The organism is Variovorax sp. H27-G14 (assembly GCF_046156345.1).
In the GTDB taxonomy this organism is placed as follows: domain Bacteria; phylum Pseudomonadota; class Gammaproteobacteria; order Burkholderiales; family Burkholderiaceae_C; genus Variovorax.
Map to the genome: position 1 here is coordinate 293,603 of NZ_JAYLVN010000003.1, position 20,629 is coordinate 314,231.

Here is a 20,629-nt window from a genome sequence, read left to right on the forward strand (position 1 = left end):
TGCCAAGACCATGAAATTCATGCCTCACGAAGTGATGCCGCCGGCCGTAGCCGAAGCGGGCGACACGGCGCCGCCCATGCTCGAGCTGGTCAATGTGTGGAAGCGCTTTGGTGACGCGCAGGCACAGACCGTGGCGGTGTCGGGCGTCAACCTGCGCATCGCCAAGAGCGAGTTCGTCACGCTCGTGGGCCCTTCGGGTTGCGGCAAGTCGACGCTCTTCAACATGATTGCGGGCCTGCTGCCGCCCGACGACGACGGCGCGCTGCTGTTCGGCGGTGCGCCGCAGCGCGACGGCCAGTTGCTGGGCAAGGTGTCGTTCATGCCGCAGCGCGACCTGCTGTTTCCGTGGCGCACCGTGCTGGACAACGCCATCCTCGCGCTGGAGGTGGAGGGCGTGCCGCGCAAGGAGGCGCGCGAGCGTGCCCGCGGCATGCTGCCGGAGTTCGGCCTGGCCGGCTTTGCCAACCACTACCCGCACCAGCTCTCCGGTGGCATGCGCCAGCGCGTGGCGCTGATGCGCACTTTTTTGTTCGAGCGCGACCTGATGCTGCTCGACGAACCCTTCGGCGCACTCGACGCGCTCACCCGCACCCGCATGCAGCACTGGCTGCTGGAGCTTTGGGCCAAACACCGCCGCACGGTGCTGTTCATCACGCACGACATCGACGAAGCCATCCTGCTGGGCGACAAGGTGCTGGTGATGACGGCGCGCCCCGGCACAGTGAAGAGCGAAACCGTGATCGACCTGCCGCGCCCGCGCGACCCGTCGGTGGTGCTCACGCCGGAGTTCATCGGCCTCAAGCAGCGCCTGCTGGCCGAGATCGAGGAAGAAAGCCAGAAGACCTTTGCGCAGGAGGGCACCGCCTCGTGAACACCTTCCTGCAGCGCGCCGTGCGCTCGCCCGCGTTGGCCTTCATCGGGCTGGCGCTGGTGTGGGAGCTGTGCGTGCACGCCTTCGCGCCGTCGCCGCGCTACCTGCCGGCGCTCAGCGCCATTGCGCAGGACGCCTGGTCGGTGTGGCCGCAACTGGCGCGCGGCTTCGGCCGCACGCTGCTGGAGACCGTGCTCGGCTTTGCCATGGGCGCGCTGTTCGGCTGCCTGTGCGGCACGGTGTTCACCTATTCGCGCTGGATGGAGCGTTCGGTGTTTCCGCTGTTCGTGGTCTCGCAGACGGTGCCGGTCGTGGCCTTCGGCGCGCTCATCGTCATCTGGTTCGGCAACTCGCTGCTGGCCAAGGTGATGACCGCGTTCTTCCTGACCTTCTTTCCGGTCACGGTGAACACGCTGCGCGGGCTGAAGTCGTGCGACCCGCAGCGCATGGCCCTGATGCGCAGCTTTGGCGCCAACCACTTCGTGATGTTCTTCAAGCTGGCCGTGCCGTCGGCGCTGCCGCAGATCATGGTGGGTCTGCGCGTGGCCATCGGCCTGAGCCTCATCGGCTCGGTGGTGGGCGAGTGGTTCGGCGAAACCGTGGGCCTGGGCGTGATGCTGATGGAGGCGATGAACGCCGACTTGGTCGTGCGCCTGTGGGTGGTGATGTTTGCCTGCGGGCTGATGGGTGCGCTGCTCTACGGGCTGCTCACCTTCTTGGAAAGGAGGCTTGTATGGTGGCGCAGCGAAAGTTGATGGACTCGCGCGTGGTTCCGGTGGTGCTCAGCGTCATCGTGCTGCTCGTGGTGTGGGAAGGCGCAATTCTTCTCTTCAAGATTCCGCCCTTCGTGCTGCCCAGCCTGGGCGCGATCGTGCAGCACGCGTTCACCGACACCGGCCGCCTGATGGGCGCGTTGCTGGCCACGCTGGGCGAAGCGCTCGGCGGTTATGCGCTGGGCAGCGTGCTCGGTTTGCTGCTGGCCGTGGTGCTGTTGCTGGCACCGCCGCTGGAGCGCATCGTGATGCCGCTGGCCGTGGCGGTGAACGCCGTGCCCACCGTGGCTTATGCGCCGCTGTTCCTCATCTGGTTCGGCCTGGGCGCCGCATCGAAGATTGCGTTGGTGGCATTGGCGGTGGGCTTCACGATGCTGGTGAACGCGCTGCACGGCCTGAAGCAGGCCGACCTGGCCGCGGTGAACCTCATGCGCAGCTTTGGCGCCGGGCAGATGAAGATCGTGTGGCGCCTGCGCCTGCCGGTGGCCATGCCGTCGGTGGTGACGGCGCTGCGCATCGGCGTGCCGCGCAGCATGATCGTGGCCATCGTCGGCGAGATGCTGGGCGCCTATGCGGGGCTCGGGCGAATGATCTATGAATCGACGCAGCAGGTCGATCTGCTGAGCGTGTGGTCGGCGGTGCTAGTCGCGTCGCTCGCGAGCATGGTCTTCTACGGCCTGCTGATCTGGATCGACCAGAAGCTGGTGTGGTGGCGCTGATGACGACAACAGCCAACCCCGCGGCTTATCCGCGGACCGAAGCCGCGCTGCGCGAGCAGCTTGCCGCCTGCTACCGGCTGGTGGCGCACTTCGGCATGGACGACCTCATCTACAACCACATCTCGGCGCGCGTGCCGGGGCCGGACCATCACTTTCTGATCAACCCTTACGGGCTGCTGTTCTCCGAAGTCACGGCTTCTTCGCTGGTGAAGATCGACCTCGAAGGCCACAAGGTGGACCACACCGACGCGGAAGTGAACCGCGCCGGCTTCGTGATTCACAGCGCCATTCATGCGGGCCGGCCCGATGCGCTGTGCGTGCTGCACACGCACTCCGAGGCCGGTACGGCCATTGCGGCCATGCCCCACGGCCTTGCGCCGCTGAGCCAGTTCGCCATGCGCTACCAGGGCCACACCGCGTTCCACGACTACGAAGGCGTGGCGCTGGAAACCGGCGAGCGCGAGCGGCTGGTGCGCGACCTGGGGCCGCACCACACGCTGGTGCTGCGCAACCACGGCATCCTGACGGTGGGGCGCACCATTCCGGAGGCCTTCATCCTCATGTACTACTTCGAGAAGGCCGCCAAGGTGCAACTGCTGGCGCAAGGCGGCATTGCGCCGGGGCAAGCGCTGGTGTACCCGCAGCCCGAAGTGAGCACGCTGGCCGCGCGCCAGTTCACTGAATTTGCCGGCGACATTCTGCCGCCCGGCACGCGCGAATGGCCTGCGTTTTTGCGCATGCTGGAGCGCACGCAGCCCGACTACCGGCTTTGACGCCCGTTCGTTTTTTTCCCTCATTCAAGCGACATCTTTCGACCATGCAACTCGAGAACCTCACCTCTTTCATCGGCACCGAAGTCAAGGGCATCGACCTGCGCGAACCCGTGAGCGACGCCGACTTTGCGGTGCTGCGCGACACGCTTAACCAGCGCTCGGTGCTGCTGTTTCGCGGCCAGCACATCGACGAGTCGCAGCACGTGGCGTTCTCGCGCCGCTTCGGCACGCTGCTGGGCCATGTGCTCACGCAGTTCCTGAAGAAGGAGCACCCCGAGGTCTACGTGCTGTCGAACGTGTCGGAAAACGGCAAGCCCATCGGCAACCACAAGGAGGGCTGGAACTGGCACTCCGACCTGTCGTACAAGGCCGAGCCCTCGATGGGCGCGCTGCTCTACGCGCTGGAAGTGCCGCCGGTGGAAGGCGACACCTTCTTCGCATCGATGCACGCTGCCTACGACGCGCTGGACGACGAAACGAAGGCGCGCATTCGCCCCATGACCGCCACGCACAGCTACGCCAACTACTACGGCAAGGCCTTCGCCGACCGCAACCCGCTCACGCCCGAGCAACTGGCCGCCACGCCCGACGTGGTGCACCCGCTGGTGCGCACGCACCCCGAAACCGGCCGCCTCTCGCTCTACGTGGGCGAAGACGTGGTCAAGCACATCGACGGCCTGCCCGCCGAAGACAGCGTGGCCCTGCTGGCCGAGCTGAACGCGCATGCGATTTCGCCCGCGTTCAGCTACCGCCACAAGTGGCTCGCGGGCGACCTGCTGGTGTGGGACAACCGCTGCACCATGCACCGCGCCACGCCGTACGACGACAACGTGTACCGCCGCGTGATGCACCGCACCACCGTGGCCGGCGACCGGCCGTTCTGACGCCCGGCATTGGCCGCGCAGGCACGCGACAGCAGACCCACAAAGACAAACACGACAAGGAAGGCAAGCACATGGAACCGAACGAATCCCCAACGAGCGAGACGGCCGATCTGGCGGAGCCCGCCATGCTGCGTGGACGCGAGCGCCAGCGCGGCAAGGGCGCCACGCTGTCCGACGAGCTGAAGGACACGCTGGAAGACCTGATCGTCAGCGGCGTGATGAAGCCCGGCGCGCGGCTCGACGAGGCCGAGCTGGCCGAGCGCTTCAAGGTGTCGCGCACACCGGTGCGCGAGGCGCTGAAGGCGCTGGCCGCCACCGGCCTGGTCGACCTGCGCAGCCGCCAGGGCGGCGTGTGCGTGGCGCGCATCTCGCTGCCCATGCTCATCGAGATGTTCCAGATGATGGCCGTCATGGAAGGCCTGTGCGCCAAGTTTGCCGCGCGCCGTGCCACCGAGGCGCAAAAGCTGCGCATGAGCGCGCTGCACGATGAGCTGACCAGCATCCTGGCCTCGGGCGACCACTCGCGCTTCTACGACGTGAACCAGGACTTTCACGACGCGCTGTACGAGGCCTCCAACACCCACTACCTGGCCGAGCAGACGCGCGCGCTGCGCAAGCGTGTGCGCGTGTATCGCCGCTACGTCACCTTCCAGCCCGGGCGCATGACGGCCACCATCGGCGAGCACGGCGCCATTCTGGACGCCATTCGGCGCAACGACCCGGGTGCCGCGTTTTCTTCCGCCATCGACCACGTGAGCCTGCTCGAGGACGACATCGTCGACCTGATCGCGGCGCTGTCCGACCAGGACGGCGGCGCGCCCTGAGCGCCCTTTTTTTCAACAGCCCTTTTCAGACCGCACCCCTGACCGTCTCTCTGACCGTCTCCCTGACCGTACCCCAGGACATCACCTCATCATGAAACTCGAACTCGAAGGCAAGACCGTACTCATCACCGGCGCGTCCAAAGGCATCGGCCTTGCAGCCGCCCATTCGTTCGCGGCCGAAGGCTGCCACCTGCAGCTGGCCGCGCGCGACGGCGTGGCGCTGGCCGCGGCCAAGGAAGAGATCGAGAAGATCTACCCCATCAACGTGCGCATTCACCCGATGGACCTGGCCGCACCCGGCGCCATGCAACAGCTGGCCGAGGCGGTGGGGCATGTCGACATTCTGGTGAACAACGCGGGCGACATTCCGGCCGGCCCGATCGAGTCGCTCGACTTTGCCGTGGTGCGCCGCGGCTTTCAGCTGAAGGTGCTGGGCTACATGGAGCTCACGCAGATCTACTATGCGCGCATGAAGGCCGCGGGCGGTGGCGTGATCGTGAACGACATCGGCAACTCCGGCGAGAACTGGGACGCCAACTACATCGCAGGCTCCACCGGCAATGCGGCCGTGATGGCCTTCACGCGTGCGCTGGGCGGCGTGAGCCTGGACGACGGCATTCGCGTGGTGGGCGTCAACCCCGGCCCGGTGGCCACCGACCGCATGGTCAAGCTCATGAAGCGCCGCGCGTTCGACACCCACGGCGACGAAGGCCGCTGGGAAGAGCTGTTCGACAACTACCCGGGCGGCCGCCCGGCCACGCCGGAAGAAGTGGCCGAGCTGATGGTGTTCCTGGCCTCGCCGCGCGCGGGCTACATCACCGGCACGGTGGTGACCATCGACGGCGGCATTGCGTCGCGTGGCTCGATCATCAAGACCAGCAAGAAGGCCATGGCCGCCGAACAGCAAAGGCTTGCGGCATGAGCGCGGTACTGAAACCCGTGGCGGCACCCGAGGCCCCAGCACCGTCGGTGACCACCGACGCGGAAACCCGCAACCAGTACTTCGACCGCCTGTTCACCAACCCCGGCCTGATGTGGCTGGGCCAGAACACCAACCACTACCCGCTGCACCCGGCCGTGAAGAAGGCGCTGCACGACGCCATCGACGACGAGAGCTTTCATGCCTACGCGCCGCCGCTGGGCATGGAAGCGCTGCGCGCGGCCATCGTGGAAGACCTGGGCGTGGCCGGCCAGTCGGCCGTGGTGACCGACGGCGCAGTGGCCGCGCTGGCCCTGGCCTGCCGTGCCTTCTGCGTGGCGGGCAAGGGCTTCGTGACGACCGACCCGGGCTGGAAGTGGCCGCTGCAGTTCGCGGCCAAGGCCGGCTCGGTGATCACCGAGATTCCGATCTACGGGCCCGAGTACGGCTTCAAGCTCTCGGCCGAGGCGCTGGCCGCATCGACCGACGAGAACACCGCCGTCATCTACCTGGTCGACCCGAACAACCCGCTGGGCACCACCTACACGGAAGACGAGATTCGCGCCTTTGCCGAGCGCGCCCGCGAGATTGGTGCCGTGCTGGTGCACGACTGCACCTACCGCGACTTTGCCGACAGCCACACGCTGGCCTCGCGCTTCTACCCTGAAGGCACGGTGACCATCGTGAGCTTCTCCAAGTGGCTGGGCCTTGCGGGCCTGCGCCTGGGTGCGCTGGTGGCCTCGCCCGAGCTGCTCGCGCGCATCCTGCCGCACTCGCAGGCACCGCTGGGCGCCAGCGTGCTGGCGCAGCGCGCGGCCATCGCGGGCCTGGCCGTCAAAGACGAATGGATGGCCGAAGTCATCACGCAGCAGCGCGGCAACCAGCAGATGATCGTCGACGCCTTTGCCAAGCTGCCGGGCTTCGAGGTGCCGGTGTTTCCGTCGCAGGCCAACTTCATCGTGGTCGAGTGCAGCAAGGCGGGCGTGACGCCCGAGGCGCTGGTCACCGCGCTGGGCGAGCACGACATCATGGTGCGCCAGGGCACGTACCACACGCCGCGCTTCGGCCACCGCTTCATCAAGATTTCGACCACCGTGCCCAAGGCCTGGGCGCAGGCCCTGTGCGACGTGCTGCCGCAAGCGGTGGAGCGCGCGCGCAGCCTGCCGGCCACGGCGGCGCTGTTCTGAGGAAGGACGAACGATGAGCTTCGCCACCACCCCCGACGGCATCCGCCTGTACTACGAAAGCGCCGGCAGCGGCACGCCCATCGTGTTCGTGCACGAGTTCGGCGGCGACCACCGCAGTTGGGAGCCGCAGATGCGCTACTTTGCGCGGCGCCACCAGTGCGTGACCTTCGGTGCGCGCGGCTATCCGCCTTCCGACGTGCCGCAGGACGTGGAGCGCTATTCGCAAGCCGCCGCGGCCGACGACATCGTCGCGGTGATGGACGCGCTGAAGCTGGAGCGCGCGCACATCGTGGGCCTGTCGATGGGCGGCTTTGCCACGCTGCACTTCGGCCTGCGCCATGCGAAGCGCGCGGCCTCGCTGGTGATTGCCGGCGCGGGCTACGGCGCCGAGAAAGAGCACGAGGCTTACTTTCGCGGTGTCTCGCTCGAAGTGGCCAAACAGTTCGAGGCGCAGGGCGCCGAGAAATTCGCGCGCACCTATTCGCTGGGCGCAAGCCGCGTGCAGTTCCAGAACAAGGACCCGCGCGGCTGGCAGGAGTTTGCGACCTGGCTTGGCGAACACGACGCCGTGGGCGCGGCTAATACCATGCGCGGCGTGCAGGCGCGCCGCCCGTCGATCTACGACCTGGAGAGCGAGCTGCGCGAAATGGCCGTGCCCGCGCTCGTGGTGGTTGGCGACGAGGACGACCATTGCCTGCAGCCCGGCATCTTCCTGAAGAAGACGGTGCCCGCCTGTGGCCTGGCGGTGATGCCCAAGACCGGCCACACGCTCAACCTGGAAGAGCCGGCCGCGTTCAACGCCTTGCTGGCCGAGTTCTTCGCGCAGGTCGAGGCCGGCCAGTGGAAGCCGCGCGATGCGCGCGCGCTGCCCAGCCAGATCATGAAGACCGACTGATGAACGCCCAAGCAGCCACCGTGCAGCAGGGCATCTGGCGCATCGACGCCGACCGGCTCTGGGAGCGCCTCATGGCGCTGGCCTGCATCGGCGCCACGCCCGGCGGCGGTGTCGACCGGCAGGCGCTGAGCGCGGAAGAAATCGCCTCGTGGCACACGATGATCGACTGGGCGCTGCAGGCGGGGCTGGAGCCTTCGACCGACGCGGCCGGCAACCTCTTCATCGCGTTGCCTGGTGCCGACCGCGAAGCGCCGCCCGTGCTGGCCGGCAGCCATCTCGACAGCCAGCCCGGGGGCGGGCGCTTCGACGGCGTGTACGGCGTGGTGGCCGCGCTGGAGGTGCTGACGACTCTGGCGCAGCGCGGCGCGCGCCCGCCCGTGGACATCGTCTGCGTGGCATGGATGAACGAAGAGGGCTCGCGCTTTGCGCCCGGCATGATGGGCTCGGAAGCCTTTGCCGGCGTGCGCAGTCTGGAAGCGGTGCGCGCGGTGCGCGATGCCAAGGGTGTGCAGGTGGCCGATGCGCTCGATGCCTTGCATGCGGCGTTTCCCACGTTGCGACGGCGGCCGCTGGGCTTTGCGCTGGCGGCGTATGTGGAGGCGCACATCGAGCAGGGCCCGATCCTGGAGGCGCAGGCGCACGTGATTGGCGTGGTCACCGGCATCCAGGGCAAGAAGACATTCGACATCGTCATCGAGGGCGAGCGCGGCCATGCCGGCACGCTGGCCATGGCCGACCGGCGCGATGCACTGGAAGCGTTCTCGCGCATGGCGATGGTGCTGTATGCGCAGGTCGGTGGGTACGACGAGGCTGTGAAGTTCACCATCGGGCGGCTGCAGGTCGAGCCCAATGCGCCGTCGGTGGTGCCCGAGCGCGTGACGCTGCGCATCGACCTGCGTCACCCCGACAACGCGGTGCTGGAACTGCTGGGCCAGCGCATCGTGGCCTCGTGCGAGCTGTTTTCGCTGCCGTGCCGGGTCACGGTAACGCCGCTGGTCGATGCGCCTTCGAACGACTTCGACCCCGCATTGCAGCAAGCCATTGCGGATGCCGCCGAGCGCATCGGCCAGCCGCACATGGCCATTCTTTCAGCGGCCGGACACGACGCGAGGCACATGGCGCCGCTGTGCCCGAGCGCGATGATCTTCATTCCCTGCCGCGGCGGCGTGAGCCATGCGGAGCACGAGTGGGCCGAGCCCGCGCACGTGGCCGCGGGTGCCAACGTGCTGTTGCGGGTGCTGCTGCCGTATGCGATGCCCGGCACGGCAGCCGGGGAGGGCGACGCGCCATGAACGACGCCGCTGCCGTTGCCAACGTCCTCGACATGGCCGACCTGCCGATGCAGCACCCGCGCTCGCCGGCCAGCGCGGCGCAGGCCAGGGCGCGCTTCTTCAACTCCGGCAATGCCTTCAATGTGAAGCTGCCCGCCGTGCCCGCGCGGCTTTTTTCCGCGCCGCAGGAAGGGCGCTTCGGCGTGTTCGACTGCGACCAGTCGCGTGCGCTGGGCTGTGCCTTTGCGGCCACCACGCCGTTGATGCTCGCGCGCTATGTGCGCATTGCCGCGCGCGACGCCTTGCTGCCGCTGGACCTGAACGCCACCGGCGCGGTCTGGTACGTGATTGCCGGCAGCGGCCGACTGGCGGGCGGCGCCGACAGCTTTGCCTTTGGCACCGGCGACGTGTTTCTGCTGCCCGGCGCCACCGGCTACCGGCTGGAGGCAGGGGCCGAAGGCGCGTTGTTGTGGACCGTGGGCAACGAGCCGCAACTGGCCTTCGAGCGCGCACAGCCCGCGCCCGTTGCCAAGGCGACCATCGACGCGGTGCACTACACGGCCGCGGAAATCGAACGCCAGTTCGCGTTGATATTTGCCAGCGCCACGCACGACGACACCTCGGGCCGCGCGCTGATCTTTTCGTCGGACCGGCAAGCCGCCGCGCGCAACCTCACACCCACGCTCACGCTGAGCTTCAACACGCTGGCGCCGCACACGCACCAGCGCACCCACCGCCACAACTCGGCTGCGGTCACGCTGGTGGTGCAGGGGGCGGGCTGCCATTCGGTGGTGGGCGAGGCGCATTGCCCGTGGGAGCCCTGGGCCACGCTGGTCACGCCACCGGGCGCGCCGCACTCGCACCACAACGCGGGCGCGCAGGGCGCGCGCTTTCTGATCGTGCAGGACGGCGGGCTTCACTACCACGCACGCACCATGGGGTTCGAGTTTCTGGAGGCAGTTGAATAAAGGGGTCACACGCCTTACTTCGATCTGTAATTTGAGCCAGCCACCATGCGCCCATGGCTGGCCAACTAATCTCTATCGCGCTGACCGTGGACCAACACGACGGCGGCGACTATTTCTGGGTGCTGCTCGAGTCCTTCGACAATTCGATGGAGTTCGAGTCGCTGATGGAGGCCGCCAAGGGCTTTCCCACCTATGCCGATGCGCTGCAGGCGGGCTACGCCGTGTTGCGGGGGCTGTCGGAAGACCTGAGCGTGGGGCCGCGCGAAGAGCTGCCTGACGCAGACCAGGGCGATGCCGCCGATGCCGCCGATGGTCCTGACGATTCAGCCCTGGTCGAAGACGGTGCTGTCGGCGAACTCTAGTAGCGGCGCGCTGTTGTCGGCGCTCACGTGCACGCCGTCTTCTTCGCGGCGCACGAGGCCACGGCTTTCGAAGTCGCGCATGGTCTTGTTCACCACCTCGCGCGAGAGCCCCGAGTACGAGGCAATCACCGCCTGCGTGATGCGCTTGTCGTAGCCGCCCGCACCGGCAGGTGCGAGGTGCGTCAGCTGGTGCAGCACGCGGCGCACCAGATCTTCGGACGACAGGCCCGACACGCGCTTGAGCTGCACGCGCAGCATGTCCGTGCGCTTCATGGCCAGCCGGAGCAGCCCCAGCGCCACTTCGGGGTGCCGGGTGCAAAGCCCGCGCATCGTTGCGATGGGCAACAGGTACACCGACGAGGGCAGGGCGGCAATCAGCGTCTGGGTGGCGCTGTAGCGATCCTCGTGCAGCGAAAGGTCGAAGAAGAAATCGTCGCGGCGGATGAACTCGGTGGTGACATCCGCGCCGTGGTCGCGCGCGGGCGTGACCACGCGCAGCAGGCCGCTGGCCACGCAGTAGATCTGGTCGGTGGATTCGCCCGTGAGGAGGATGGGTTCGTTGCGCTTGTAGGAGCGCGGCCGGCTGCTGCGCGCGAGCGCGGCGCGCTCCGCGGGCGGCAGGCCTGCCATCAAGGGGTGCAGGTACATGGCGCGATCGTGCCCGCCCCAGGCCGATGGGCGGAACCCACAAACATGGGGTGCGCTGGCCACTTGGCGGATGTCCAATGCCTGTCGGCAAGCGTAGGCTCTGGCCGACAGCGTCCCCGGTGGTCGAACGAGGACAGTGGTGGTTTGCGGTGATGGGCGCCCTTCGGCGTGCATTGCAGGCCGGTGGATTGATGCATCGGCCGAACCGACAAAAGCTCCGGGGAGTTCAGATGGTCGAGTATTTCAGGGTGGGTCTGCCCTACATCCGATTGCGTTTCAAGGTGCCCGCGCGCCGCGGCGGGCGCGTGGAGCTGCAAGGGCGGTTCGGGGTCATCACCGGGGCCAGCGGGGAGTACCTGCTGGTCAAGTTCGACGGCGAGCCCGCTGCGGTCATCGTGCACCCGGTGGAGCCGAACTACGTGGAGACGGGCGAGGCCACGGAGCCGGCGCCGCCTGTGCGCGAGGATGACGCTCGGCCCTGCGTGGAATAGCGCGCAGGGGTCGGCAGGAACCTGAAGGGGTCGACGGGGCGCGGCTATGCTCGTGCAAGTTTTTTGCGCCACCTGAATCCCATGAAGAAATCCAAACCCTCGGCCAAGCCGGGCACCTACGACCTCAAGAAGCAATGGCATTGGGGCCGCGCAATGCGTGAGCTGCGCATCGCCGATTTTCTGAAGGAGGGCCGGTTGCTGGTGCCTGGTGAGTACACGGGCGAGGGCCCCGCCACCGACGATGGCACCGGTGCGCTGCGCACCGTGGGCGGCGTGCAGGTGGGTGCTGCCGACCACGCGGCCGGAATGATGTGGGTGGGCCGCAAGCTGCGCGAGGGCGACCTGCCACCCAAGCCCGGCGAGCCCGCTTCCAAGAGCTAGGGTAAATCCCGGCGATTTTTGTCTCCCGCAGGTCTAAGTTGCATTTGTGACCCACTGTTGGAGACAAGCATGCTGATGGTTACAAAAGTGATAGCGGTCGGTGTGACGGCCATTGCAATGGGCGGCACCCCAGCGCCCGGTAGCGACCCGGCCGATCAGGCTCTTGCTGCTGGCCCCGTCGCAGCCGCGGAGTTGAACAGCAGCCAGAGCAGCCCCCCGTGCCCGAGCGGCTGCAACGTCTGGCGAATGATCTACGACGGGCGCTGACAGCCGCAGCGCAAAGACAGAAGGCAGGCAGCGAGCGCGCAGCAGCAGCAGCCTTGCTGGCCGCTGAAGCGGCTTGTGCTTGCCCCGTTCGTCATCGCATCCAGGCATCGATCAGCCCAGGGCTGGTTTACTGCAGTTAAAGACTGTATATTCATCCAGTCTTTTTGGCAGCAGGCCTGTAATGAGCGCGCAACGCGCCGGGGGCGATGAACCATGAACCAGTTTGAGCTTTTCTTTCCGCGTGTCACCGCCACGGTGATGCCCATGGCCGTGCCGCGTCATGCGGCGGCAGTGTCGCCAGCGGTGGCCGCGCCAGCGCCTGCGCCCTGGCACGCGCCGGCCCCGGCAAGGGCCACTCGCGACGTGCCTTTCCGCTTCGAGGATGTCGAGGTCGAGCCGCGTGTGACCTACACCGTGCGGCTCGCGGACTATGCGCATCCGGGCGCCGATGCGGCCAAGGTGGCCGAGCAACGCTTTCGCCGCGAGATCGACCGCCAGTTGGGCGCCGATGCCGTCGCGGCGTTGAGGGCGTTCCAGAACGCGAGCGAATCGAGCGAGAGCGACCTGTCGAGGTCCGAGATCGCGCTGGCCAAGCGATGGGCCAAGGCCTACGACGCAGCGCGCACTGCGGGCTTTCGCGACCTGGGGGACACCGACGAGGCGTTCTTCGACGTGCGGCCCGTTTGAGCCGACGCTTTGCGGTGGGTTTCAAACGGAAGGCGAATCCATTTTCCAGCCGAGTGCGTAAAGCAGGTTGAACCTGCCGAGAACGGCGTTGCCTCGAGCGATGCACGGGCCCCGGACGGTTGTTTCTTCCACCCGACGCTGGAGACGAGCCATGGCCACCTACGAGAAAGTGATTCGCGAAACCGGCAGGTACAACGTGGTGGACGCCGACGACTGCGAGGACACCGTCATCGAGTACACGACCTTCCTGCTGCGCGTGAGCCTGCACAAGGAATACAGCCCCAAGGTCGAGGGCGTTGCCTACAAGCTGCGCGATGGGCGCCTTGTGAACCGCACGCACGCAGGGCACTTCGACGTGGGCAACGGGTTCTGCAGGTTCTTTGCGACGGGCGAGGGTGCTCGCCAGGGGGCTGCTGCGGGTTTTCGGTGAGGGAAGAACAAGGCTGAATGAATCGCCCCGGGGTGTTGGCAGAGACAGTCAGTTCAGCGCTCGCTGCAAACAAATCGCGCCAGGGTTGACGCGAGCCGGCGCTTGATAAAAAAGGCGAAGCAGCTGCTGAAGCTGGCACCCGTCGGGAAGGCCACTGCGAAGCCAGTCTCTTGAAAGTCAGAGACTTTCGCATTGGTTAGAGACCGAATTGGCCTGCCCGGAGGGGATCGAACCCCCGACAACCTGCTTAGAAGGCAGGTGCTCTATCCAACTGAGCTACGGGCAGATATGAGGCCTGAAAGAAGCCGGGAAAATCAACGACTTAGACGTCTTTGCTTCCAGCTTGGCCGCGGCGGATTCTACCCAGTTCCGCTCTGGCGATCGGTGTGCGAAGCGCCCGCTTCACACCACTCAAGGCCTGAAACGAAAAATGCACACAGCCGGTTGAGTGACTGTGTGCATTTCGATTTTCTATGGTCGGGGCGAAAGGATTCGAACCTTCGACCCTCTGGTCCCAAACCAGATGCGCTACCAGGCTGCGCTACACCCCGACAAGCCTTCTACTATAACCCGAATATCGGCCTTAACGCTTCTCGTACTGTGTCTTGCCAAAAAGAATTTCGCGTTCCTTGTCACCGGTGATCGGTTGGCGCAGGTCTGCAAGCACTTTCACACCGCGTTGCACGGCCGGGCGCGCGGCAATGCCGTCGAACCAGGCCTTCAGGTGCGGGTAGTCGGTGAGGGTGATGCCCTGGTTCTCCCAGCTGCGCAGCCACGGGAAGATGGCGATGTCGGCAATCGAGTAGGTCTTGCCGGCAATGAACCTGTTCCTGGACAGCTGCCTGTCGATCACGCCATAGATGCGCTTGGCCTCGTTGCTGTAGCGCTCGATGGCATAGGCTATCTTCTCGGGCGCGTACAGGCGAAAGTGATGCGCCTGGCCGAGCATGGGGCCCACGCCCCCCATCTGGAACATGAGCCACTGCAGCACGTCGTAACGCTCGCGGTCGGTGTCCGGCATGAACTTGCCGGTCTTGCCCGCGAGGTAGACGAGGATGGCGCCCGATTCGAACAGCGAGATGGGCTTGCCGTCCGGCCCGTCGGGGTCGGTGATGGCGGGGATCTTGTTGTTGGGGCTGATCTGCAAAAAGTCGGGCGCGAACTGGTCGCCCTTGCCAATGTTCACCGGGTGCGCGTGGTACGGCAGCCCGCATTCCTCCAGCATGACGTGAACCTTGTGGCCGTTCGGCGTGGGCCAGGAATAGACCTCGATGGGCGATGCGGACATGTCTCGGACTCCGGTGGATGTGATGCGGGCTGGGCAGCATATACGTGCAGATTCAAACGCGCGCAGGCGCGGGAATTCGGCCGCGTAACCACCGACGCGGCAGCGCCACGTTCAGGCCACGGCGGAGGTCTGCGACAGGTGCTGGTGAATCAGCGCGACCGCAGCCGCGCCTTCGCCGATGGCGCCGCCCACGCGCTTGACCGAGCCCGAGCGCACGTCGCCCACCGCAAACACGCCCGACACGCTGGACTCCAGCGCCGTGGCTGCCCGCGCCGGAAAGCCGCTGCTCGCGGCCTCGCCGGTCAGCACGAAGCCGTGCTTGTCTACCGACACGCCGCAGCCTTCTAGCCACGTGGTCTCGGGCTCCGCGCCCACGAACAGGAAGATGTTGCGCGCCGGGCAGTCATGCTCGGCGCCGCTCGTGTGGCAGCGCCACGTGGCGCCGGTCAGGCCTTCGTCGGGGCCGCCGTTCAGGCGCACAAGCTCTGTGTGCGGATGCAGCTCGATGTTGGGCGTGGCCTCGATGCGGTCGATCAGGTAGCGCGACATGCTGGCCGCCAGCGACGGCCCGCGCACCAGCACGTTCACCTTGGCCGCATGGCGCGCCAGAAACACCGCGGCCTGTCCGGCCGAATTGCCGCCGCCGACCAGCGCCACTTCTTGCTGCGAGCAGATCTTGGCCTCGATGGCCGAGGCCCAGTACCAGATGCCGCGGCCTTCGAATTCGGCCAGGCGCGGCACCTCGGGGCGCCGGTAGCGCGCGCCGCTGGCAACGACCACGGTGCGCGCGTTGATCGTGCGGCCGTCGGCCAGTGCGATGCGCAGGCATTGCAGCGCGTTGTTTCGCGTGCAGTCGAGTGCGCCCACCTTCGCCGGAATCAGCATCTCTACACCGAACTTCTGCGCCTGCACGAACGCCCGGCCCGCCAGCGCCTGTCCTGAGATGCCGGTCGGAAAGCCCAGGTAGTTCTCGATGCGCGCACTGGCACCCGCCTGGCCGCCGAAGGCACGGCAGTCGAGCACGATCACTCTCAGGCCTTCCGAGGCGGCATACACCGCGGTCGCAAGCCCGGCCGGGCCGGCGCCGACCACGGCCACGTCGAACAGTTCGTCGCGCACGGCGGTGTCGACCATGCCCAGGCACCGCGCAAGCGCGTCGTCCGTCGGGTTCACCAGCACCGAGCCGTCGGGGCACACGGCCAGCAGGTGGCCGGCGCCGTACTGCGCGAGCAGCGCGGCGGCGTCGGGGTCTTCGTTGGCGTCGACCAGGTGATACGGATAGCCGTTGCGGCGCAGAAAGTTCTCCAGCCGCGCCATGTCGGGCGACTGCGGCTGGCCGATCAGCACCGGGCCGCTGGCACCGGACTCGATCAGCGCCACCCGCCGCAGGATCAGCGCGCGGGTGATGCGCTCGCCCAGGTCGGCTTCGGCCACCAGCAGCGCGCGCAGTTGCGCGGGCGACACGAGCAGGGCTTCCACGTCTTCGTCTGCATGGCCGTCGACCAGGGCAGGGCGGCCGCTCAGTTGGCCGACTTCGGCCAGAAACTCGCCCGGCCCTTGCCGCACGATCGGCACCACATGGCCCAGGCCGTCGCGTTGCGTGACGCTCACCACGCCCTTCAGCAGCACGAACATGCCGGGTCCGGTTTCGCCGGCGGTAAAGAGGCGGGTGCCGCGCGCGAACTGCTGCACGCTGCCGAAGCGTGCAATGCGCGCAATCTCGGTGTCGCTGAGAACGGGAAAGGTCTGGTGGAGGCGGCCGGTGTCGGTGCCGTTTGCTTCGGTGGCCATGCTGAAAAGCTCCATGTCGCGTGTGAGCGCATTAGACGACGAAGCCGGCAAAAAAGCCGCGCGGCGGGCCTTCCGTGGCGCCTGTAACACCGTCATGCGCCTGCCATCTGCCTGACATGCACGCTTCATGGCTGGTGCGCAGACTCCCCCCGCAGAAAGGGTTCCCCATGAAAGAACTGCCCAACCCGACGTTTCCGCTCTCGCAGCTCGGCCTGCGCGCGGCCTTGTGGCCAGCGCCCGCAACCGGTGTGTCGACGGTGGTCGCCAGCGCGATGCCCTCGGTCGTCCCGACGCCGGCACCGGTCGTCATATTGCCGCCTGCCGTCGAGCCGAAGCAAGGCATCACGGTGGGCTGGGCCCGCCACCTGGACGACGTGCGCGCCGCCCAGCGCCTGCGCTACGACGTGTTCGTCGGCGAGATGGGCGCGCGGGTGTCGTCGCCAGTCGCCGGCCACGACATCGACTTGTTCGACGATTTCTGCGAGCACCTGCTGGTGCGCGACGAAGCCACCCAGCAGGTCATCGGCACCTACCGCGTGCTCACGCCGGCGCAGGCGCGCCGCGTTGGCAGCACCTACAGCGACACCGAGTTCGACCTGACGCGCCTGCGCGACCTGCGCGAGCGCATGGTCGAGCTGGGCCGCAGCTGCGTGCACCACGAGCACCGCCAGGGCGGGGTCATCCTTGCGCTGTGGGGTGCGCTGGCCGGCTTCATGCACCGCAACAAGCTCGACACGATGATCGGCTGCGCCAGCATCCCGATGTCGCACAACGGCGTGACCAACGGGGACGCGGCCGCCAGCATCTGGCGCCAGGTGTCGGCCAAGCACATGGCCCCCATCCAGTACCAGGTGCAGCCGCGCCTGCCGCTGCCGGTCGAGCGGCTGGACAGCACGCTCGACGTGGAGCCGCCCGCGCTCATCAAGGGCTACCTGCGCCTGGGCGCCAAGGTGCTGGGCGCGCCGGCCTGGGACCCGGACTTCAACGCCGCCGACCTGCCGATGCTGATGCGCATCGACGATCTGCCGGCGCGCTACCGCAAGCACTTCCTGGGCGCATGAAGCCCGAGGCCGCCCTGTCACACAACGGGGCGGCCGCCGTGTCACACACAGGGGACATCGCGCCGTCACACAAGGCCGAAGCCTCTTTGATGCCGGGGATGATGGCGCCGCACAAGGTCAGTGTGACGGCAGCTTCAGGAGCGTCACGGCCATGTCATGAGAACGTCACAAACGACGTCGACACTGTCATATTTCCGCCTACGTGTGCTGCCGTGCCGCTTGCTCCAGAATCAGTCCCCATGCCATCCGCCTCCGCAGACCGGTCGCTCGCCGTTGCGGCGCCCACCTTCACGCTGCTCGACCGCGACCACAGCATCCTCTCGTTCAATGAACGGGTGCTCGACTGGGCGCACCGGCGCGAGGTGCCGCTGATCGAGCGGCTGCGCTATCTGTGCATCGTGTCGTCCAACCTTGACGAATTCTTCGAGGTTCGTGCCGCGCCCCACCTGATCGCGGGCAGCGCCGGCGACCACAAGGGCACCTACACGGTCGAGTCGTTCGAGCGCCTGGCCGAGGCGGCCCACAAGCTCGTGGCGCGGCAGTACGCGCTGTACAACGACGAGCTGATGCCGACCTTTGCCACGCACGGCATCCACATCATTTCGCACGGCGAGCGCAACCCGGCGCAGCGCAAATGGGTCAGCGAGTATTTCGAGCGCGAGGTGCGCCCGCTGCTGATTCCGGTCGGCCTCGACCCCGCGCACCCGTTCCCGCAGGTGGCCAACAAGTCGCTCAACTTCATCGTGCGGCTGGGCGGCAAGGATGCGTTCGGGCGCGAAAACCCGATTCAGATCGTCAAGGTGCCGCGCGTGCTGCCGCGCCTCATCAAAATGCCGGCCAAGGTGTCGGATGGCAAGACGCTGTTCGTGGCGCTGTCGAGCGTGGTGCGCGCGCACCTGGCCAGCATGTTCGTGGGGCGCGAGGTGGGCGACTTTTCGCAGTTCCGCGTCACGCGGCATTCCGACCTGGCGGTGGACGAGGAAGACGTGAAAAACCTGCGCACCGCGTTGCGCCAGGGCCTGCAGCACCGCCACTACGGGCAGGCCGTGCGGCTGGAGGTGTCGTCCAGCTGCGCCGAGTCGCTTGCGAGCTTTCTGCTGGCGCAGTTCAACCTGCCGCCCGAGGCGCTGTACCGCGTTCACGGCCCGGTCAACCTGGCCCGCCTCACGCAACTGGCCGACCTGCTCGACGAGCCGCAACTGCGCTTTGCGCCATACCCGGCCTCGTACCCGATCACGCTGTCGCCGTCGCAGTCGTTCTTCGAGCGGCTGCAGCGCAGCGACGTGCTCATTCACCAGCCGTTCGAAAGCTTCGAAGGCGTGCTGGCGTTCCTGCGTGAGGCGGTGCTCGACCCGCAGGTGCTGGCCATCAAGCAGACCATCTACCGCACGGGCGCCGATTCAGAGTTGATGGACCTGCTGCGCGAAGCCGTGCGCCGTGGCAAGGAAGTCACTGTCGTGGTGGAGCTGAAGGCCCGCTTCGACGAAGAGGCCAACATCAACTGGGCGGAAATGCTCGAGTCGATCGGTGCGCAAGTTGTGTACGGCGTGGTGGGCCTGAAGACCCACGCCAAGATGCTGCTGGTGACGCGCCGCGAGGGCAAGCAGATGCGCCGCTACGGCCATCTCTCCACCGGCAACTACAACCCGCGCACCGCGCGGCTGTACACAGACATCAGCCACCTCACCGCCGACCCGCTGCTCACCGCCGACATGGAAGCTGTGTTCGTGCACCTGGCCAGCCAGAGCCGGCTGCCCAAGCTCAACCGCATGTGGCTGGCGCCGTTCGACCTGCACAAGAACATCGTGGCGCAAATCGATGCGCTGGGCGTGGCGGCCGCAGCGGGCAACACCACGCGCATCGTCGCCAAGATGAACGCGCTGACCGACGAGGAAATCATCGGTGCGCTGATCCGCGCGGGGCAGAAGGGCGTGAAGATCGACCTGATCGTGCGCGGCGCCTGCACGCTGCCCGCGCAGGTGCCGGGGCTGACCGACAACATTCGCGTGCGCTCGGTGATCGGTCGTTTCCTGGAGCATTCGCGCGTGTTCTATTTCCGCAGCGGCGAGGACGAGTCGCTGTACCTGTCCAGCGCCGACTGGATGAACCGCAACATGATGCGGCGCATCGAGCTCGCCTGGCCGGTGACCGACCCCGGCCTGCGCCAGCGGCTGATCGACGAATGTCTGGTGGCCTACCTGCACGACGGGCGCGACGCCTGGGACCTGGGCGCCGACGGCATCTACACCCGCATCGACCACGACACGCACCCGGGCGAGGAGGGCGCATCGCGCGCCATCGAAGCCCATGGTGCACAGGCTGCGCTCATGAACCGCTACGCTTCCAGAGGGCATCTGCGCGATGCATCCAGCAACTAGGGTCTGTCATCGATCAAACGCCCGCGCGCTGGCCCCGCCATGCGGTGGATGTGCGGAGGGCGGCACAGCCCATGGTCATCCATGGGCAAGCCGGCCGACAAAGCAGACGCCGTATGGCGGGGCCAGCCCGGAGGGAGACCCTGCTGCGCGGCGCATTGCGGCGTTGCCCTTCACTTGCGTAGCGGTGCTACGCGGCGTTCAGGGCGCCTTGCACTGCACCGCGCAGCAGGGTCTCGCGCGGGCGTTTGATCGATGACAGACCCTACAGACCGAAAGATGATGACCATGGACTTGATCTTCTGGCGCCACGCCGAAGCCGAGGACTGGACCGAGGGTTGCGACGACATGCAACGCTCGCTCACCGCACGCGGCGAAAAGCAAGCCAAGCGAATGGCCAGCTGGCTCGACCGCCAGTTGCCCGACGGCACGCGCATCATCTGCAGCCCCGCGCGGCGCTGCGAGCAGACCGCTGTGGCACTCGGCCGCAAGTACAAGGTGCGTCCTGAACTGGCGCCCGACACCACGCCCGAAGCACTGCTGGGCGCGGCCGGCTGGCCCAACGGCAAGTCGGTGGTGCTGATGATTGGCCACCAGCCTTCGGTGGGTCAGGCCATTTCGCTGCTGCTGGGCCTCAAGCAGGACAGCTGCCCGGTGCGCAAGGGCGCGCTGTGGTGGATCCGCACGCGCGAGCGCGACGGCGACGTGCAGACCGTCGTGGTGACGGTTCAGTCGCCCGAATTGCTCTGATTGCTCTGAGCTGG

General features: G+C 67.1%; 22 protein-coding genes and 2 tRNA genes. 19 read left to right on the plus strand and 5 right to left on the minus strand.

Translation table 11 applies throughout. The features are described 5' to 3' along the window. Positions 1-10 precede the first annotated feature (10 nt). From VLK31_RS10365 to VLK31_RS10420, 12 genes are all read left to right on the plus strand, one after another. On the plus strand, positions 11-871 hold the full coding sequence (locus tag VLK31_RS10365) for an ABC transporter ATP-binding protein (RefSeq protein ID WP_409168310.1): 861 nt from the start codon (positions 11-13) through the stop codon (positions 869-871). Further along, entirely contained in the window at positions 868-1,626 is a 759-nt protein-coding gene (locus tag VLK31_RS10370) for an ABC transporter permease (RefSeq protein ID WP_409168311.1), read from the plus strand. Before VLK31_RS10365 ends, VLK31_RS10370 begins: the two co-directional genes overlap by 4 nt. Beyond that, positions 1,605-2,363: an ABC transporter permease gene (locus VLK31_RS10375; RefSeq protein WP_409168312.1), complete on the plus strand. Its 759-nt coding sequence runs from the start codon at positions 1,605-1,607 to the stop codon at positions 2,361-2,363. The genes VLK31_RS10370 and VLK31_RS10375 overlap by 22 nt, the downstream gene beginning before the upstream one ends. Beyond that, complete coding sequence (locus VLK31_RS10380; protein ID WP_409168313.1) at positions 2,363-3,136, plus strand: class II aldolase/adducin family protein; 774 nt, start codon at positions 2,363-2,365, stop codon at positions 3,134-3,136. Before VLK31_RS10375 ends, VLK31_RS10380 begins: the two co-directional genes overlap by 1 nt. A gap of 44 nt (positions 3,137-3,180) precedes the next feature. After that, entirely contained in the window at positions 3,181-4,020 is an 840-nt protein-coding gene (locus tag VLK31_RS10385; protein ID WP_409168314.1) for a TauD/TfdA dioxygenase family protein, read from the plus strand. A 71-nt stretch (positions 4,021-4,091) separates the two neighbouring features. Next, positions 4,092-4,844 (plus strand): GntR family transcriptional regulator, encoded by a 753-nt coding sequence (locus tag VLK31_RS10390; RefSeq protein WP_409168315.1) that lies wholly within the window; start codon positions 4,092-4,094, stop codon positions 4,842-4,844. 91 nt (positions 4,845-4,935) lie between these two features. After that, positions 4,936-5,766: an SDR family oxidoreductase gene (locus VLK31_RS10395; RefSeq protein ID WP_409168316.1), complete on the plus strand. Its 831-nt coding sequence runs from the start codon at positions 4,936-4,938 to the stop codon at positions 5,764-5,766. After that, the gene (locus VLK31_RS10400; protein WP_409168317.1) at positions 5,763-6,950 is read left to right on the plus strand and encodes a pyridoxal phosphate-dependent aminotransferase; all 1,188 of its coding nucleotides are present in this window, start codon (positions 5,763-5,765) and stop codon (positions 6,948-6,950) included. The genes VLK31_RS10395 and VLK31_RS10400 overlap by 4 nt, the downstream gene beginning before the upstream one ends. Positions 6,951-6,963: 13 nt before the next feature. Next, positions 6,964-7,845: an alpha/beta fold hydrolase gene (locus VLK31_RS10405; protein ID WP_409168318.1), complete on the plus strand. Its 882-nt coding sequence runs from the start codon at positions 6,964-6,966 to the stop codon at positions 7,843-7,845. Next, positions 7,845-9,137 (plus strand): Zn-dependent hydrolase, encoded by a 1,293-nt coding sequence (locus tag VLK31_RS10410; protein WP_409168319.1) that lies wholly within the window; start codon positions 7,845-7,847, stop codon positions 9,135-9,137. The genes VLK31_RS10405 and VLK31_RS10410 overlap by 1 nt, the downstream gene beginning before the upstream one ends. Further along, positions 9,134-10,084 (plus strand): cupin domain-containing protein, encoded by a 951-nt coding sequence (locus VLK31_RS10415; protein WP_409168320.1) that lies wholly within the window; start codon positions 9,134-9,136, stop codon positions 10,082-10,084. The genes VLK31_RS10410 and VLK31_RS10415 overlap by 4 nt, the downstream gene beginning before the upstream one ends. Positions 10,085-10,137: 53 nt before the next feature. Continuing rightward, entirely contained in the window at positions 10,138-10,446 is a 309-nt protein-coding gene (locus VLK31_RS10420) for a hypothetical protein (RefSeq protein WP_409168321.1), read from the plus strand. On the opposite strand, the gene VLK31_RS10425 is transcribed toward VLK31_RS10420, so the two are convergent. Next, positions 10,408-11,094: a Crp/Fnr family transcriptional regulator gene (locus VLK31_RS10425; protein WP_409168322.1), complete on the minus strand. Its 687-nt coding sequence runs from the start codon at positions 11,092-11,094 to the stop codon at positions 10,408-10,410. The two genes, VLK31_RS10420 and VLK31_RS10425, sit on opposite strands and share 39 nt — an antisense overlap. A 230-nt stretch (positions 11,095-11,324) precedes the next feature. Between VLK31_RS10425 and VLK31_RS10430 the strand changes: the two genes are divergently transcribed. The 4 genes from VLK31_RS10430 (at position 11,325) to VLK31_RS10445 (ending at position 13,350) form a co-directional block, all read left to right on the plus strand. After that, on the plus strand, positions 11,325-11,585 hold the full coding sequence (locus VLK31_RS10430) for a hypothetical protein (protein WP_409168323.1): 261 nt from the start codon (positions 11,325-11,327) through the stop codon (positions 11,583-11,585). A gap of 81 nt (positions 11,586-11,666) precedes the next feature. Further along, the gene (locus VLK31_RS10435; protein WP_409168324.1) at positions 11,667-11,966 is read left to right on the plus strand and encodes a hypothetical protein; all 300 of its coding nucleotides are present in this window, start codon (positions 11,667-11,669) and stop codon (positions 11,964-11,966) included. A gap of 480 nt (positions 11,967-12,446) precedes the next feature. Next, positions 12,447-12,920: a hypothetical protein gene (locus VLK31_RS10440; protein WP_409168325.1), complete on the plus strand. Its 474-nt coding sequence runs from the start codon at positions 12,447-12,449 to the stop codon at positions 12,918-12,920. A 151-nt stretch (positions 12,921-13,071) separates the two neighbouring features. Next, positions 13,072-13,350, plus strand: a complete 279-nt coding sequence (locus VLK31_RS10445; protein WP_409168326.1) for a hypothetical protein — start codon at positions 13,072-13,074, stop codon at positions 13,348-13,350. A gap of 209 nt (positions 13,351-13,559) precedes the next feature. On the opposite strand, the gene VLK31_RS10450 is transcribed toward VLK31_RS10445, so the two are convergent. From VLK31_RS10450 to VLK31_RS10465, 4 genes are all read right to left on the minus strand, one after another. Then, positions 13,560-13,636 (minus strand) — tRNA-Arg (locus tag VLK31_RS10450). A gap of 188 nt (positions 13,637-13,824) precedes the next feature. Further along, a tRNA-Pro gene (locus VLK31_RS10455) sits at positions 13,825-13,901 on the minus strand. Between the two features lie 32 nt (positions 13,902-13,933). Continuing rightward, positions 13,934-14,638, minus strand: a complete 705-nt coding sequence (locus tag VLK31_RS10460) for a glutathione binding-like protein (RefSeq protein WP_409168327.1) — start codon at positions 14,636-14,638, stop codon at positions 13,934-13,936. A gap of 111 nt (positions 14,639-14,749) precedes the next feature. Beyond that, positions 14,750-16,429, minus strand: coding sequence for an FAD-dependent oxidoreductase (locus VLK31_RS10465; protein ID WP_409168328.1), 1,680 nt, complete (start codon positions 16,427-16,429; stop codon positions 14,750-14,752). A gap of 167 nt (positions 16,430-16,596) precedes the next feature. Here VLK31_RS10465 and VLK31_RS10470 point away from each other — a divergent pair, with 167 nt between their 5' ends. The 3 genes from VLK31_RS10470 (at position 16,597) to VLK31_RS10480 (ending at position 20,615) form a co-directional block, all read left to right on the plus strand. Further along, on the plus strand, positions 16,597-17,490 hold the full coding sequence (locus VLK31_RS10470; protein WP_409168329.1) for a GNAT family N-acetyltransferase: 894 nt from the start codon (positions 16,597-16,599) through the stop codon (positions 17,488-17,490). Positions 17,491-17,729: 239 nt separating this feature from the next. After that, complete coding sequence (gene ppk1 / locus VLK31_RS10475) at positions 17,730-19,868, plus strand: polyphosphate kinase 1 (RefSeq protein WP_409168330.1); 2,139 nt, start codon at positions 17,730-17,732, stop codon at positions 19,866-19,868. Between the two features lie 285 nt (positions 19,869-20,153). Then, a complete protein-coding gene (locus tag VLK31_RS10480) occupies positions 20,154-20,615 on the plus strand; it encodes a SixA phosphatase family protein (RefSeq protein WP_409168331.1) in 462 nt (153 codons plus the stop codon). The last annotated feature ends 14 nt before the right edge of the window (positions 20,616-20,629 follow it).